The organism is Pseudomonas sp. LS1212 (genome assembly GCF_024741815.1).
Taxonomy (GTDB): domain Bacteria; phylum Pseudomonadota; class Gammaproteobacteria; order Pseudomonadales; family Pseudomonadaceae; genus Aquipseudomonas.
Map to the genome: position 1 here is coordinate 3943078 of NZ_CP102951.1, position 15398 is coordinate 3958475.

Annotated in this window: 13 protein-coding genes and 1 pseudogene; 3 read left to right on the top strand and 11 right to left on the bottom strand. The window is 60.2% G+C overall.

Annotation, left to right across the window (positions count from 1 at the left end):
- Positions 1–2316 carry a DEAD/DEAH box helicase gene (locus NVV94_RS18335; protein ID WP_258443800.1) on the top strand — a complete coding sequence of 772 codons (2316 nt, stop codon included), beginning with the start codon at positions 1–3 and terminating at the stop codon, positions 2314–2316.
- A gap of 201 nt (positions 2317–2517) precedes the next feature.
- Here the strand turns inward: NVV94_RS18335 and NVV94_RS18340 are convergent.
- The 6 genes and pseudogenes from NVV94_RS18340 to NVV94_RS18365 all read right to left on the bottom strand — a co-directional run bounded on the left by NVV94_RS18340 (position 2518) and on the right by NVV94_RS18365 (position 8808).
- Positions 2518–4864: pseudogene (locus NVV94_RS18340) on the bottom strand (DEAD/DEAH box helicase).
- Between the two features lie 55 nt (positions 4865–4919).
- The gene (locus tag NVV94_RS18345) at positions 4920–5660 is read right to left on the bottom strand and encodes an SWIM zinc finger domain-containing protein (RefSeq protein WP_258443801.1); all 741 of its coding nucleotides are present in this window, start codon (positions 5658–5660) and stop codon (positions 4920–4922) included.
- A 101-nt stretch (positions 5661–5761) separates the two neighbouring features.
- A complete protein-coding gene (locus NVV94_RS18350) occupies positions 5762–6499 on the bottom strand; it encodes an S-methyl-5'-thioinosine phosphorylase (protein ID WP_258443802.1) in 738 nt (245 codons plus the stop codon).
- Between the two features lie 9 nt (positions 6500–6508).
- Positions 6509–7507: a beta-N-acetylhexosaminidase gene (gene nagZ / locus NVV94_RS18355; protein WP_258447745.1), complete on the bottom strand. Its 999-nt coding sequence runs from the start codon at positions 7505–7507 to the stop codon at positions 6509–6511.
- A gap of 22 nt (positions 7508–7529) precedes the next feature.
- Complete coding sequence (locus NVV94_RS18360; protein ID WP_258443803.1) at positions 7530–8054, bottom strand: L,D-transpeptidase; 525 nt, start codon at positions 8052–8054, stop codon at positions 7530–7532.
- 40 nt (positions 8055–8094) lie between these two features.
- A complete protein-coding gene (locus NVV94_RS18365; RefSeq protein ID WP_258443804.1) occupies positions 8095–8808 on the bottom strand; it encodes a TetR/AcrR family transcriptional regulator in 714 nt (237 codons plus the stop codon).
- Between the two features lie 253 nt (positions 8809–9061).
- On the opposite strand from NVV94_RS18365, the gene lexA reads away from it, so the two are divergent.
- Both lexA and sulA read left to right on the top strand, forming a co-directional pair.
- Positions 9062–9670, top strand: coding sequence for a transcriptional repressor LexA (gene lexA, locus NVV94_RS18370; RefSeq protein WP_258443805.1), 609 nt, complete (start codon positions 9062–9064; stop codon positions 9668–9670).
- Between the two features lie 10 nt (positions 9671–9680).
- Positions 9681–10157 (top strand): SOS-induced cell division inhibitor SulA, encoded by a 477-nt coding sequence (sulA, locus tag NVV94_RS18375; RefSeq protein WP_258443806.1) that lies wholly within the window; start codon positions 9681–9683, stop codon positions 10155–10157.
- Positions 10158–10263: 106 nt separating this feature from the next.
- Here sulA and NVV94_RS18380 read toward each other — a convergent pair whose 3' ends face one another.
- From NVV94_RS18380 to fadA, 5 genes are all read right to left on the bottom strand, one after another.
- Positions 10264–10497, bottom strand: coding sequence for a hypothetical protein (locus tag NVV94_RS18380; protein WP_258443807.1), 234 nt, complete (start codon positions 10495–10497; stop codon positions 10264–10266).
- A gap of 50 nt (positions 10498–10547) precedes the next feature.
- A complete protein-coding gene (locus NVV94_RS18385) occupies positions 10548–11069 on the bottom strand; it encodes a DUF6586 family protein (protein WP_258443808.1) in 522 nt (173 codons plus the stop codon).
- 110 nt (positions 11070–11179) lie between these two features.
- Positions 11180–13792 (bottom strand): type I DNA topoisomerase, encoded by a 2613-nt coding sequence (topA, locus tag NVV94_RS18390; protein ID WP_258443809.1) that lies wholly within the window; start codon positions 13790–13792, stop codon positions 11180–11182.
- A 100-nt stretch (positions 13793–13892) separates the two neighbouring features.
- Positions 13893–14144, bottom strand: coding sequence for a DUF1653 domain-containing protein (locus tag NVV94_RS18395; RefSeq protein WP_258443810.1), 252 nt, complete (start codon positions 14142–14144; stop codon positions 13893–13895).
- 78 nt (positions 14145–14222) lie between these two features.
- Entirely contained in the window at positions 14223–15398 is a 1176-nt protein-coding gene (gene fadA / locus NVV94_RS18400; RefSeq protein WP_258443811.1) for an acetyl-CoA C-acyltransferase FadA, read from the bottom strand.

The following is a 15398-nucleotide window of genomic DNA, read 5'->3' on the forward strand; positions in this document are numbered from 1 at the left end:
ATGAACGAGCGCCTGATCGACAACCTGCAGCCACGGCCTCGCCTGTGGCTGGGCAGCATCGAGTTCAGCGCCTTTGAACCGCGTAACGGCCGGATGCAGCGCTACATCCAGCACCGCGCCGCCCTGGCCTTCGGCTATGCCGGGGAATATGTCAGCAGCGCGAAAAATAGCGCGATCCTCAAGCATCAGGACCAGGAAACCCTGCGCATCCTGCGCCAGCCCGTGGCTGAAAAAGCCTTGCGCGAAACCCTGCAGAAAATCGGTTTCAAGATTGCCACCCGGCAAAGCAAGGCACTGCCCGAGAGCGCCGGCGACCTGTTCGAGTTGCCCAGTGACGGCGCCTGGTTGAGGTTCATCCTCAACGACCTGCCGGGCTTGCGCGAATCGGGCTGGGAAATCGAGTATGCCGAGGACTTTGCCTTCGACCTGACCCCGGTCGACGATTGGTACGCAGTGATCGACGAAGCGCCGGAGCGCGACTGGTTCGACCTGGAGCTGGGGATCGTGGTCAATGGCGAACGGTTGAGCCTGTTGCCGATCCTGCTCAACCTGCTGCGCACCCATCCGGAGTTGCTCAACCAGGCGATGCTGGCCAAGCGCCGGGACGACGAGCAGATCCTGGTGCCGATCCATCACACCCACAACGCCCGCACCCGCCCGCTGCAAGTCGCCCTGCCCTATGGCCGATTGAAACCGGTACTGGCCACCCTGGGCGATTTCTACCTGCGCGAGCCGGGCGAAGTCAGCTTGCGCCTGCCCACGCCTGATGCCACCCGGCTCAATGGCCTGCAGGACATTGCGCTGACCTGGGAAGGCGGCGAGCGGGTTCGCAGCCTGGCCGAACGCCTGCGCGACATCCGCACCCAGCCCGCGCAAATACCCGAGGGGCTCAACGCCACGTTGCGCCACTATCAGGTTGAAGGCCTGAGCTGGATGCAGGCCCTGCGCGAACTGGAGGTCGGAGGCATCCTGGCCGACGACATGGGCCTGGGCAAGACCCTGCAGACCCTGGCCCACCTGCTGACCGAAAAGAACGCCGGACGCCTGGACCGCCCGGCCATGGTGGTCATGCCCACCAGCCTGATTCCCAACTGGCAGGACGAAGCCGAGCGCTTCGCACCCGGGTTGCGCGTGCTCGCCCTGCATGGCATCGGCCGCAAGAAATACTTCGATCAACTGCAGGGCTATGACCTGCTGCTGACCACCTATGCCCTGCTGCCCAAGGACATCGAGCAGCTCAAGCCGCTGGCCTTGCACGTTTTGATCCTGGACGAAGCCCAGTACATCAAGACCCCCGGCAGCAAGGCCGCCCAGGCCGCCCGGCAACTCAATGCACGCCAGCGCCTGTGCCTGAGCGGCACGCCACTGGAAAACCATCTGGGCGAACTCTGGTCATTGTTCCACTTCCTGCTGCCCGGCTGGCTCGGCGACATTAAAGCGTTCAACCGCGATTACCGCGTGCCCATCGAACGCCAGGGCAACGAAGAACGCCTGCAACACCTGAACGCCCGCATCAAGCCGTTCCTGCTGCGCCGGACCAAGGAGCAGGTTGCCACCGAACTGCCGGCCAAGACCGAGATGGTTCACTGGGTCGAGCTCACCGATGCGCAACGCGATGTCTACGAGACGATGCGCCTGGCGATGGACCAGAAGGTCCGCGCCGAAATCACCCGCAAAGGCGTGGCCCGCAGCCAGATCATCATCCTTGAGGCACTGCTGAAACTGCGTCAGGTCTGCTGCGACCTGCGCCTGGTCAGCAGTGCCACGCCACCAGCGCGCGGGAGCAGTTCGGGCAAACTCAGCAGCTTGCTGGAAATGCTCGACGAACTGGTTGCCGAAGGTCGTCGAATCCTGTTGTTTTCGCAGTTCACCTCCATGCTTTCTCTGATTGAGGTAGAGCTGCAGCACCGCGGGATTGCCTATGCACTCTTGACCGGCGAAACCCGCAACCGCCGAGCGCCGGTGGAAGACTTTCAGAACGGCAAGCTGCAGGTTTTCCTGATCAGCCTCAAGGCCGGTGGCGTCGGCCTCAACTTGACCGCGGCCGACACGGTGATTCACTACGACCCTTGGTGGAACCCGGCTGCCGAGCACCAGGCGACCGATCGCGCGTACCGCATTGGCCAGGAAAAACCGGTGTTCGTCTACAAGCTGATCACGCGGGGGACGGTCGAAGAGAAAATCCAGCACCTGCAGCAGGAGAAATCGGCACTGGCAGCCGGCGTGCTGGATGGGCGCCAGGCCGGCGACTGGAAGCTGCAGGCCGATGACATCGAAGCGCTGTTTGCGCCGCTGCCGGGGCGCCGGCGTAAGTAGCACTGCCTTGGTCTGGTTCCGAAATCGGTTGCGCGCCTATCGCTGGCAAGCCAGCTCCCACGGGGGGCGTGGTAAAGCACCCCCCCCTTTTGTGAACAACATAGATCACTGTGGGAGCTGGCTTGCCAGCGATGCGGCCAGTACAAATACAACCCAACCTGACGCCAGCCCACTAACAACCATTCCCACCCCATCAGCCGTTCAAACCGGCAATGGCGCAAACAATGCCTCTATATCCTGCGGCTCAAGCGCCCAGCCTTTTGTCCCCCCACCCTCTAAAACACCCGCCGCGAGCTCAGCCTTCTTCTGCTGCAACTGTTGAATTTTCTCTTCCAAAGTGCCTCGGGCAATGAGCTTGCAGACAAACACTGGCTTGTCCTGGCCAATGCGATAAGCCCGGTCCGTCGCTTGATTTTCCACAGCCGGGTTCCACCAGGGGTCGTAGTGAATCACAGTATCGGCAGCGGTCAGGTTCAGTCCGGTACCGCCCGCCTCAAGGCTGATCAGAAATAGCTGGGTTTCGCCAGCCTGAAACCGCTGTACAGGTGTGCGCCGATCATCTGTTTCGCCCGTCAGTATCGAGTAGGCAAGATCACGCCTGTGAAGCTCTTCTTCAATAAGTGCCAGCATTGAAGTGAACTGGAAAAACAACAGGATTCGACGATCTTCGGCAACCAGCTCATCGAGCATTTGCATCAAGCTCTCGATTTTTCCGGCACCCGAGCGCGCAGCTTTGGTGGCAGGAATGTTCTTGACCAAGCGCAGATCACAACAGACCTGTCGCAACTTGAGCAACGCCTCAAGGATGACAATCTGACTGCGACCTATGCCACTACGGTCAATTTCGTCACGAACTTTCTTGTCCATTGCGACTCGCACCGTTTCGTAGACATCCCGCTGCACGTCGCTCAGCTCGACCGAATGGACGATTTCAGTTTTGGCCGGCAGCTCGCTTGCGACAAGTTCCTTCTTGCGCCTGAGCATGAATGGTTTGATGCGTGCGACCAAATGCCGCAAACGCTAACGATTGCCATGCTTTTCGATGGGCGTGCGATAGTTTCGATTGAATGTCTTGCTGTCGCCCAACCATCCGGGCAGCAAGAAATGGAACAACGACCAGAGTTCGCCCAGGTGGTTCTCCAGCGGAGTACCCGATAGGCACAAACGTTGTCGAGCCTCCAACTGTCGAGCAGCCTGGGCGGCCTTGCTGGTCGGATTCTTGATGTTCTGTGCTTCATCCAGAATCAGCACGCTCCAGGCATGCTGACCTAAGGTTTCGAGATCTCTCGGCAACAAGGCATAGGTTGTCAAAATCACATCGTATTGCGAAAACCGGCTGAAATCCTTCTGCCGATTGCCGCCATAAAGCGCCAGTACGCGTAGCTGTGGCGTAAAACGCAACGCTTCATCGAGCCAGTTGGGAATCAGGCTGGTCGGCATGACCACCAGGGCAGGTCGATCGAGGCGCCCCGCTTGTTTCTCACAAAGCAGGTGAGCGAGAGCCTGCAACGTCTTGCCCAAGCCCATGTCATCACCAAGAATGCCGCCAACCTCAAGGTGGCGCAGCGTCTGCTCCAGTTCAAGCCTTCGAGTTGATAGGGGCGCAGCGTCGCATCAAGCCCTGTTGGCGCCGCAACATGGCTAGCTGTCGCTTCATGAAGACGCCGGGCAAACTCACGCAGGCGCTCGCCGCCGCTCCATGCCATTGGCAAGCCATCCAGCGCGCTGAGACGAGCAGCATCCGGTGGCTGCAGGCGCAGCGTGCGGCCCTGGTGTTCGCCAAGATAAAGCTCGCCAAGCGTTGCCAACAGCATCTTGACCCGCGCGTAGGCAACGCGACCTTCAAGCTGCCTTTTCCGAACCGCCAGATATTCAGGTCAACCATTAAACTTTCGTCGTCTCGACGATTTGCCAGCACGCCCGGCTCCATCAAGTCCGGGCGGCTGCGCATCAGATGCAGCACGATGGGCAGCAAACTATGGCGCTCTCCATTGACGACGATACCCAGCTCCAGATCAAACCATTCGTGTGCCGTCGACTCTTCGACATCCGCGTACCACTGCTCCACCCCCTGGAGGTCGAAATGAAAGTTGCGGTGGATCTCGACCTGCCAACCTTCTGCTCGCAGCACCGGCAGATGAGTTTCCATGAAGGAAAGCCAACTCTCGTCGTCCGCTAGCTCGAACAACTCACCGGCATTGTCAGGTAGCGCGCCACTCTTTTTGCGGAGCGCTTTAAAGCCCAATTGCTGCAAGCACTCGCGCAGTGTTTTCTCGATTGCCGGCTGACGCTGGATGCGCTGGATTTCGCCGTCGCGTACAACAACAAGCTCGTCGATGCCTTTCTCTGCCGACTGTCCCGCATAGGTAAACAGCAGGCCGGCATGATGCTGCAACCGGTCCTTTTCACGGAAAGATTTGGGGTCATAACTGCCCAGCGCGAGCCGAGCTTGCGGCTCAATGCTGTCAATTACTCGCGCACTCAAGACCTCAGGGGTCGGGATGCGGATATCACGCAACTGTAGGCGATGGCTGAGCAACATGGCCATGCGCACCGGAACTTCTGGTGCCAAGGTGATGTGACATGCAGTTTTATCATCGAAATCATGCAGCAACCGTCCTATCTTGTGATGCTGTCTGTCCAGATAATAAAGCGGCTCTACCGCAATCACCTGCGCACCCGAACCGTCGGGGTATAACCACTGCCCCCATGCCGCCCACAAGGGGATGCGCCGGGCGATAGTTATTGGCACGTGCAACCACCAGCAAACGCGCAATCCTGATTTCCGACTCAAGCAAGTGCCTGGGCTGGCGCATCAACATTTCATCGACTGCGAAAACGGATTTGATATCGCGTAGGCTGCCGTCCTTTAGCTGACGCCCCTTGTAGAGGTTCAACGTCCAATGACCTGCCTGGGTGTACTCGGGAATGAGCCTGTAGAGCAACCTGACATTTGCCGGATAGGCTTGGCCATCGACCACCGGAGCGGGAAAGCTGCTTATCCAGCTTTCCAACGCACGATTCAGAGAGGTGGGGTGCGCACTGGTTTCACCCTGCACAGCTGGATTCTGCAAGTAAAACATGACGGCAGCGCAATGCTTGCAATCACTGATCACGGGGCAGGAGCAGGAGAAGTCCAATATTGGCGCATCGCCTGGTACAAGCACCGAGATGCTCTGCTCATATCGATTACCACCCGACCCCATGCACGCGGCATAGATAGTCGACTCGGTTATCTCGATGATATCCACGCGATCTTGCAAGGCATATCCACGACCTCGCTCGAGGGCTTTGCGGGAGAACTCGTCTTCCCAGTGTGAGTTGAGAAACTGTTGCAAGTGCACTGCCGTATCCCTGTCAGATGATAAATGGCCGGACGGGCCTCATCGCGGGTAAGCGGAACGCCGCCCGCGATGAGGCCGGCACAAACACAGCTAATTTGCTGTCAGCCCACCAACACCCGAGCCAAGGTCGCCTTCACCTTCCCCATGCCATCGACCAGCGCCTGCTCAATCTCCGCCATGGTAATCACCGCCGTGGACTTGCCCGCCGCCGGGTTCACCACCAGCGCCAGGCAGGCGTAACCCAGCTCCAGTTCACGCGCCAGCGCCGCCTCGGGCATGCCGGTCATGCCGACGATGTCGCAGCCATCACGCTCGAGCCGGGCGATCTCCGCCACCGTTTCCAGGCGCGGGCCCTGGGTACAGGCATACACGCCATGACTGCTGTAGGCGCACCCCTCGGCCGCCAGCGCTGCGATCAATTTCGCCCGCAGCGGCTCGCTGTAGGGGTAGCTGAAATCGATATGGGTGACATGCTCCAGATCGTCCGCGAAGTAGGTGTGCTCGCGACCGCTGGTGTAGTCGATCAATTGATGCGGCACGCAAAAATGCCCGGTACCCATGGCCGAATGAATCCCACCCACGGCATTGACCGCCAGGATTGCCTCGGCGCCGGCCTGCTTCAGGGCCCACAGGTTGGCGCGATAGTTGACCTGATGCGGCGGGAAACGGTGCGGATGACCATGACGGGCCAGAAACAGCACTTCACGGCCGGCGTACTCACCCTGCAGGATGTCTGCCGATGGCGCACCGTAAGGCGTATTCATCGGCAGCGCCTGACGGATGTTCAGCCCTTCGAGCTGGGTCAGCCCGGTGCCACCAATAATCGCGTAGACAGTCATTTCAAATCCTTAGTCGATCAACTGAGCCTCTCGCAAGGCTCCCAAAGCAGCAAGCCAGCGCGGATTCTGGCGGTATTCGGTGGTGGCATGGGCCTGCCCGCGCATACGCGCGATGCGTGGCGACGGCTTGACCCGCAGACGCTGGGCGGCCGACAGGGCCAGTTCCGCCGCCGCGCGGTCGTTGCAGACCAGGCCCATGTCGCAGCCAGCGGTCAGGGCGGCTTCGATGCGACTGGCCGCATCGCCCACCACATGCGCACCGGCCATGGACAGATCATCACTGAAGATGACGCCATCGAACTGCAACTCGCCACGCAGAATGTCCTGCAACCAACGACGGGAGAAACCCGCCGGTTGCGCGTCGACTTGCGGGTAGATCACATGCGCCGGCATCACCGCCGCCAATTGCCGGCTCAGGCGGGCGAACGGCACCAGATCGAGGGCGCGGATCTGCTCCAGGCTACGCTCGTCGGTCGGAATCGCTACATGCGAGTCGGCCTCCGCCCAGCCGTGGCCAGGGAAATGCTTGCCGCAAGCGGCCATGCCCGCCGCGTTCATCCCGCGAATGAATGCCCCGGCCAACAGGGCGGCGCGCTCCGGGTCGCCTTCGAAGGCCCGGCTACCGACCACTGCACTGCGCTGGTGATCAAGGTCCAGCACCGGAGCGAAACTGAGGTCCAGCCCCACCGCCAGCACTTCAGTGGCCATCAGCCAACCGCACTGCTCAGCCAGAAATTCGGCATTGGCGTTGTCGGCAATGGCGCGCATCGCCGGCAGGCGGACGAAGCCCTGGCGCAAACGCTGCACTCGCCCGCCTTCCTGGTCCACGGCCAGGATCAGGTCCGGGCGCACAGCGCGAATGGCCATGGTCAGCTCGCGCACCTGGCGCGGGCTTTCGATGTTGCGGGCAAAGATGATCAGGCCAGCCACTTCTGGCTGCCGGAGCAACTGGCGGTCTTCGGCGGTCAGCCAGGTACCGGCGATATCCACCATCAGGGAGCCTTGCAGGCTGGAACTCATAGGTGATCCTTCAATTCAGGGGAATACTGGCCCATTCGGGACAGGATGCCTCTTCGATCTGCACGCGGCAGTGCATGGGCACTTGATCGAACAGGCTCAACAGATCGGCATTGCGCAGTCGTACGCAGCCATGGGAAAGCGGCACACCGAGGGGTTCGCGATCGGGAGTGCCGTGCAAATAGATGTAACGACGAAAAGTATCGACCTGCCCCAGGCGATTGCGCTCCGGCTCGCAACCGCTGAGCCAGAGGATGCGGGTGAGAATCCAGTCGCGACCGGGGAACTGCTCGTCCAGCTCGGGTGTCCAGGTCTCGCCGGTCCAGCGTCGACCTCTGAGAACCGCGCCCAAGGGCAGGCCTGCGCCGATTTTGGCCCGGACCTGGTGAAGGCCACGCGGGGTACAGCCCGAGCCATTGCGCTCGCCTGCGCCGTTGAGCCCGGTGGAAACCGGCAGACGCACGACCAGCTTGCCATTGGCGAAGCCATACAAGCATTGGTCGGCGATGGAAATGTGCAACAGATCTAGGGTAGCCATGGGGGGCTAGCTTAGCCGATCAGGGCCCACCCGTGCACGCTCAAACCTTGGCGACGCTCGACGTCGAGCTGGATTTGCTGCGCGGTCGCAACTGAGCGACGGCCATGGCTTCGTCGGTCACCCCGCTTTCGGCACGCATGCCGGCAGCCAGGAAGGGCACCATCAGGCGCATGACCTGCTCGATCGAGGTATTGACCCCGAAATCGGTCTCGGCGATGGCCCGCAAGGCCTTGATGCCGGACATGCTGAACGCTGCAGCCCCGAGCATGAAGTGTACGCGCCAGAACAGTTCGATCGGCGGGATACGTGGGGCCGCCTCATTGACCAGCAGCATGTAGCGGCGGAACACCTTGCCGTACATGTCTTCGAGGTAACGACGCAAGTGACCCTGGCTTTGGCTGAATGCCAAGCCCAGCAAACGCATGAAAATCGACAGGTCATTGCCGCTGCGCGGCTGCACGACCAGGGCTTGCTCGACGAGGATTTCCAGAAGTTCTTCAAGGCTCGGACGATTTTCCGGCCGGGCCTGGCGACGTTCCAGCTCACGGTCGAGACTGATGCAGAATGGGCCGAGAAAACGCGAGAAGACCGCTTGAATAAGGGCCTTCTTGGAGCCGAAATGGTAGTTCACCGCCGCCAGGTTGACGCCGGCCTTGCTGGTGATCAGCCGCAATGAAGTTTCAGCAAAACCTTTTTCCGCGAACAACTGCTCGGCTGCATCGAGTATGCGTTCTACGGTTTCCGACTGGGCCATGACTTCTCCGACTGACAAACACTTGTTTGAAACATACGTTTCATACTGCCCGCTTGTCAAGCCTGGCTGGCCGCTTTCTGTCTGCCCGGTCACGTATTTAACCATATAAACCGCGGCCTGTAGCCAACCGCGACAAATGCCTTCTTTTATCTGGTGAACGCCGGCAAGCCAACCCCCCGAATAAAGGAGGATTGCCAAGGCCGACATACTGTATATAATTCCAGTCACTGTATAAAAAGACAGAGCGATCGACATGCTAAAACTGACGCCACGCCAAGCTGAGATTCTGGCTTTTATCAAACGCTGCCTGGAGGACAACGGTTTCCCGCCGACCCGCGCGGAAATCGCCCAGGAGCTGGGCTTCAAGTCCCCAAACGCTGCCGAAGAACACCTCAAGGCGCTGGCCCGAAAGGGCGCTATCGAAATGACCCCGGGCGCTTCGCGCGGCATCCGCATTCCGGGTTTCGAAGCCAAGCCTGAAGAGTCCAGCCTGCCGATCATCGGTCGGGTTGCGGCAGGCGCACCGATTCTCGCTCAGCAGCACATTGAAGAGACCTGCAATATCAACCCGGGCTTTTTCCACCCGCGCGCCGATTATCTGCTGCGCGTCCACGGCATGAGCATGAAGGACATCGGGATCTTCGACGGCGACCTGCTTGCCGTACACACTTGCCGCGAGGCTCGCAATGGCCAGGTCGTGGTCGCCCGGATCGGCGACGAAGTGACGGTCAAGCGGTTCAAGCGTGAAGGCAGCAAAGTCTGGCTGTTAGCCGAAAACCCTGAATTCGCCCCCATCGAGGTCGATCTGAAAGACCAGGATTTGGTGATCGAGGGCTTGAGCGTCGGCGTCATTCGCCGTTAAAGGAGGCGTCATGCAGTTTCCCCATGCACCCCAGCAAGCACAACTGCCTTTGTTCGAGGCATTCCTGGCTCAGCCCATGGCCCCGCTACTCAATCCTGTAGCGGAGTCACCATGGCACAACACCGAGCCCGAAGCCTTCAGTGAGCTGTCCTTCCGTGGCGCGGCCGGGAACTGCCAGAGCCTGCTGGCGCCGATCCTGCGAGAACTGAGCCAGGAGAAGGACGCCCGCTGGCTGACCTTGATCGCTCCCCCCGCCAGCCTGACCCAGGCCTGGTTTCGCGATGCCGGTCTGAATCGCGAGCGCATCCTGCTGCTGCAACCTCGAGGCACACAAAGCGCGATGCAGCTTACCTGCCAAGCCCTGCGCCTGGGCCGCAGCCACACCGTGGTCAGCTGGCTGAGCCCCCTGAACGCAAGCGGTCGGCAACAGCTGATCAACGCCGCGCGCGCAGGAAACGCACAAAGCCTGAACATTCGCCTGGGCTGAGGCCCGGCGATTGCCTTGAGTATTTTTTGACGTTGACCCTGCCGGCTTCTCCAGGACAGAGAAGCCGATCAATGGCAGGTATTTGAGAATTAACCGATAAACGGTATCAGTGCAGGACCCGCGGGCCCTCATCTTTCTCGATTTCGCCTTCCACCAGCTTGCCGGCCATCTGTACACCCACGCTCAACATGGCCTTGGCCACTTCCACGTGTTGTCCTTGCAGGAATGCCTTTGCGTCCTCGGAGAAATCCAGGGTTACCAGCGAACCCTCGTCCTCAGCGCGGCGCAGCTCAATCCGGCCGTCAGGCAACTCGACAATTTCTAGAAAGGACGTTGGCATAAGGGTCTGTTCTCCACGAAAGGCCAGCATTGTACCAGTGACTGCCCTTCTCAGCACTCACTCAGACCTTCACGAAAACGGATGGCCAGACTTTTCAGGTTTTGCCGCCAGCTTTCCATCTCTTCGCGAGTCAACACCGGCGCGTCGGGCTCGTCCAGGTTCACCGCTTGTATCAACGGCTGGGTCACGTCGCCCTTGGGCTTTTTCGGCGCCTTCGGCGGCTGGAACAAGGCTGCATAGGCTGATAACAGCTGCGCCAGCCAGGTTTCCGGTTGCTGGGCCAATTCGACCAGTTCGGCCATTTCCGGAATCGCAATCGACTCCAGCACTTGCGGCGTCAGCAGCAGCTCGGCGCGCGATGCATTGGCCTGGGGCAAGCGGTAAAAGCCGGCGATTTCATGGCACAGCCCGAGCAGCGCACCATAGAGATGAAACAACGCCGATTCGCGCTCGGCCTGCAGCAATGCCTGGGCATTCATGGCCCTGCTCTGCTCGGCTCTGCCCAAGGCTTCGAGGGCCAGGCCTGCAAAGTAGATCTTCTGATTGGTACGGGTATAGAGTTCTTGGGCCATGGTGGCTTGCTCCGAAGAGATGCGGGCGCTTTCGACTACCCCAGAATAACAAAGGCCGCGCCAAACCCGAAGGTTCAACGCGGCCTTGACCGAACAAGGCGCCTGAAGGATCAGCGCTTGTCTTCGACCTTCCAGCTATTACCGTCGTAGAACGCGCGCCAGCCGGTCGGTTTGCCGTCGACTTCTGTCTGGACGTATTGCTCCTTGGTCTTGCGGCTGTAGCGAATCACGGCCGGGCGACCATCGGGGTCCTTTTTCGGCGCCTCACAAAGGAAGTGATACTTCGGATCGATCTCGTCCTTGTGCGGAACGATCTCGATGACCAACGGCGCCCGGGTCTCGCGGTTCTTCGGAAACTGACTGGCCGCCAGGAACAGGCCCGAAGCGCCATCGCGCAGCACGTAGGTGTCGTTGACCTTCTCGCACTTGAGCTCCGGCATCTTCACCGCATCCATTTTCGGCGGCGCCGCTTCGCCGCTCTTGAGCAGCTTGCGGGTGTTCTTGCACTCGGCATTGGTGCAGCCGAAGAACTTGCCGAAACGACCGGTCTTGAGCTGCATCTCGCTGCCGCACTTGTCGCATTCCAGGCTCGGACCTTCGTAGCCCTTGATGCGGTAGCTGCCTTCTTCGATCTCGTAGCCGGCGCAATCGGGATTGTTGCCACAGATGTGCAGCTTGCGCTTTTCGTCAAGCAGGTAGGCATCCATCGCCGTGGCGCAGATCGGGCAGCGATGCTTGCCGAGCAGCACAAGGGATTCGGACTCACCTTCATCGTCGGCTGCGATTTCATCGCCCGGAATCAGGTTGATGGTCGCCTTGCAGCGCTCTTTCGGCGGCAGGGTGTAACCCGAGCAACCGAGGAACACGCCCGTCGACGCCGTACGAATCATCATTGGCCGGCTGCAGTCGCGGCAGGCGATGTTGGTCATGGTCGGCTGGTTGGCGCGCATGCCGCTGTCGGGTGCTTCGGCCACCTGCAGCTTGGTCTTGAAGTCGCCATAGAACTCGTCGAGCACGTTCTTCCAGTCGCGCTCGCCCTGGGCCACGTCATCGAGGTGCTCTTCCATGCCGGCGGTAAAGCCGTAGTCCATCAGGTTGGAGAAGCTCTCCGAGAGGCGCTCGGTGACGATGTCGCCCATTTTCTCGGAGTAGAAGCGACGATTGTGCAGCGCTACGTAGCCTCGGTCCTGGATGGTCGAAATGATTGCAGCGTAAGTCGAAGGACGACCAATGCCGCGCTTTTCCATTTCCTTGACCAGACTGGCTTCGGAGTAGCGCGCCGGTGGTTTGGTGAAGTGCTGGCTCGGATCGAGCTGAATCAGCTTGAGGTCTTCACCCTGGTTCATTTCCGGCAGTACGTCGTCATCGCCAGGCTTGGCCATTTGCGGCATCACCCGGGTATAACCGTCGAACTTGAGGATACGGCCCTTGGCGCGCAACTCGAAATCCCCTGCGGCAACGCTGACGGTGGTCGACAGGTATTGCGCCGGCGGCATCTGGCAGGCCACGAACTGGCGCCAGATCAGCTCGTAGAGGCGCTCTGCATCGCGCTCCATGCCAGTGAGCTTGCTCGGATGGGTATTGACGTCCGAAGGCCGGATCGCTTCGTGCGCCTCCTGGGCGCCTTCCTTGCTGCCGTAGACGATCGGCGCTTCGGGCAGGTATTTCTTGCCGAACTCGCTTTCGATGTAGCTGCGAGCCATTTCCACGGCATCGACCGACAGGTTGGTCGAGTCGGTACGCATATAGGTGATGTGACCCGCTTCATACAGACGCTGGGCCATCATCATGGTTTTCTTCACGCCGAAGCCCAGACGGTTACTGGCCGCCTGTTGCAGGGTCGAGGTGATGAATGGCGCCGATGGCTTGCTGCTGGTCGGCTTGTCTTCACGCTTGGCAACGCTGTAGCTGGAGGCCTTGAGCTTCTCCAGCGCCGCCATGGCATGGGCTTCGTTGAGCGGCTTGAAGGCTTCGCCCTTCTCGCGGGCCACTTCGAAACGCACCTTGGCGCCCTTGGCGGTGCCCAGGTCAGCGTGGACTTCCCAGTACTCTTCCGGAATGAACGCGCGGATCTCGCGCTCGCGCTCTACCACCAGTTTCACCGCCACCGACTGCACGCGACCGGCGGACAGGCCACGGGCGATTTTCTGCCAGAGCAGCGGCGAAACCATGTAGCCGACCACGCGATCGAGGAACCGGCGGGCCTGCTGTGCATTGACCCGGTCGATATCGAGCTCGCCCGGCTGGGAGAAGGCTTCCTGGATGGCTTTCTTGGTGATCTCGTTGAACACCACGCGCTTGTAGCGGCTGTCATCGCCACCGATGGCTTCGCGCAGGTGCCAGGCAATGGCTTCCCCCTCGCGATCCAAGTCGGTTGCGAGATAGATGGTGTCGGCATCCTTGGCCAGGCGACGCAGTTCTTCGATCACCTTTTCCTTGCCGGGCAGGATCTCGTACTTCGCTTTCCAGCCGTGCTCGGGATCCACCCCCATGCGCGCAACCAGCTGTTTACGGGCTTTTTCCTTGGGCGAAAGCGCAGGCGCTTCGCCAGCGGCCGCCTTGCCGCGCTTGGCAGCAGGCTCTTTGCTGGCGCTAGCCGAACCGCTGGTGGGCAGGTCTCGGATATGGCCGATACTCGACTTCACCACGTATTGGTTGCCCAAGTACTTGTTGATGGTCTTGGCCTTAGCCGGGGATTCCACAATGACCAGCGATTTGCCCATGGATCAGAAAATTCCTGAATTCTAGAAAAAAATTGGCGGCAGGTACCTGACGCGGCACCGCTATATATAGTGGCAACAGAGTGAGGTCAAGCGCGGGGAGCTATGCCTTCTCGGCACCCGGCCGGGAAAACAGGCTCGGTTCGGCCTGAATCAAAGCAAAGCGCGGCACTTGCTCGCCGTCAACCTCGACTGACTCCAGGAACATGCTCAACGGGCGAACCCACAGGCCATAATCGCCATACAGTGCCTGATAGACCACCACTTCCTCTTCTGTTTCGGAGTGGCGCGCGACACTGAAAACACGATACTCAGGTCCCTTGTAGTGACGGTAGAGTCCTGGCTGTATAGACATGTTGCACACCTCTTGAAAAATAATCTGCAAAAAAACAAAAACCGGGGCACAAGGCCCCGGCTTCCTTCCGCCTGACGCTTAAACGCGCTCGAAGACGGTCGTGATGCCTTGGCCGAGACCAATGCACATGGTCGAAACACCCAGGGTGCCGCCATTTTGCTTCATCACGTTGAGCAAGGTGCCGGAAATCCGTGCACCGGAGCAACCGAACGGGTGGCCCAAGGCAATGGCGCCACCGTGCAGGTTAACCTTCTCATTCATCTTGTCGAGCACTTTCAAATCCTTGAGCACTGGCAGGGCCTGTGCAGCGAAGGCTTCGTTGAGCTCGAAGAAGTCGATATCGCCAATGGAAAGGCCTGCACGCTTCAGGGCTTTCTGAGTGGCGGGTACCGGGCCATAACCCATGATGGCAGGGTCAACGCCGGCTACCGCCATGGAGCGGATAACCGCCATAGGCTGGATGCCGAGGTCCTGGGCACGCTGCGCCGACATCACGATCATGCACGAGGCACCGTCGGTAATTTGCGACGATGTACCGGCAGTCACGGTACCACCTTTAGGGTTGAACGCCGGCTTCAAGGCCGCCAGACTTTCCAGGGTGGTTTCTGGACGAATGGTTTCGTCGAAGTCGAAGGTTTTCAGGAAACCATCGGCGTCAAAACCCTGCATCGGGATGATTTCGTCCTTGAACTTGCCTTCCAGCGTCGCCTTGTGGGCCAGCTGGTGCGAACGCAAGCCAAAGGCATCCTGCTGCTCACGGGTGATACCGTGCATCTTGCCCAGCATTTCTGCTGTCAGGCCCATCATGCCCGAGGCCTTGGCCGCGTACAGGGACATGTGCGGGTTCGGATCGACGCCGTGCATCATGCTGACGTGGCCCATGTGCTCGACACCACCGACCACGAACACATCGCCGTTGCCGGTCATGATCGCCTGGGCTGCGGTGTGCAGGGCACTCATGGACGAACCACACAGGCGGCTGACGGTCTGGCCGGCAGCGGTGTGCGGGATCTGTGTCATCAGCGACGCCATGCGCGCGATGTTCCAGCCCTGCTCCATGGTCTGGTTCACGCAGCCCCAGATCACGTCCTCGACTTCAGCCGGATCGATCCTGGAATTGCGCTCCAGCACCTTGCTGATCAGGTGTGCAGACATGTCTTCGGCACGGGTGTTGCGGTGCATGCCACCCTTGGAGCGGCCCATCGGTGTGCGACCGAAGTCGACAATCACCACGTCTCTTGGATTCAAGCTCAT

What these genes read in the sequence shown, in the direction of transcription:
- NVV94_RS18335 (WP_258443800.1), top strand. Translation starts at nt 1, where the DNA reads ATGAACGAGCGCCTGATCGACAACCTGCAGCCACGGCCTCGCCTGTGG.
- NVV94_RS18350 (WP_258443802.1), bottom strand. Translation starts at nt 6,499, where the DNA reads ATGACTGTCTACGCGATTATTGGTGGCACCGGGCTGACCCAGCTCGAA.
- NVV94_RS18360 (WP_258443803.1), bottom strand. Translation starts at nt 8,054, where the DNA reads ATGGCTACCCTAGATCTGTTGCACATTTCCATCGCCGACCAATGCTTG.
- NVV94_RS18365 (WP_258443804.1), bottom strand. Translation starts at nt 8,808, where the DNA reads ATGGCCCAGTCGGAAACCGTAGAACGCATACTCGATGCAGCCGAGCAG.
- lexA (WP_258443805.1), top strand. Translation starts at nt 9,062, where the DNA reads ATGCTAAAACTGACGCCACGCCAAGCTGAGATTCTGGCTTTTATCAAA.
- sulA (WP_258443806.1), top strand. Translation starts at nt 9,681, where the DNA reads ATGCAGTTTCCCCATGCACCCCAGCAAGCACAACTGCCTTTGTTCGAG.
- NVV94_RS18380 (WP_258443807.1), bottom strand. Translation starts at nt 10,497, where the DNA reads ATGCCAACGTCCTTTCTAGAAATTGTCGAGTTGCCTGACGGCCGGATT.
- NVV94_RS18385 (WP_258443808.1), bottom strand. Translation starts at nt 11,069, where the DNA reads ATGGCCCAAGAACTCTATACCCGTACCAATCAGAAGATCTACTTTGCA.
- topA (WP_258443809.1), bottom strand. Translation starts at nt 13,792, where the DNA reads ATGGGCAAATCGCTGGTCATTGTGGAATCCCCGGCTAAGGCCAAGACC.
- NVV94_RS18395 (WP_258443810.1), bottom strand. Translation starts at nt 14,144, where the DNA reads ATGTCTATACAGCCAGGACTCTACCGTCACTACAAGGGACCTGAGTAT.
- fadA (WP_258443811.1), bottom strand. Translation starts at nt 15,398, where the DNA reads ATGAGCTTGAATCCAAGAGACGTGGTGATTGTCGACTTCGGTCGCACA.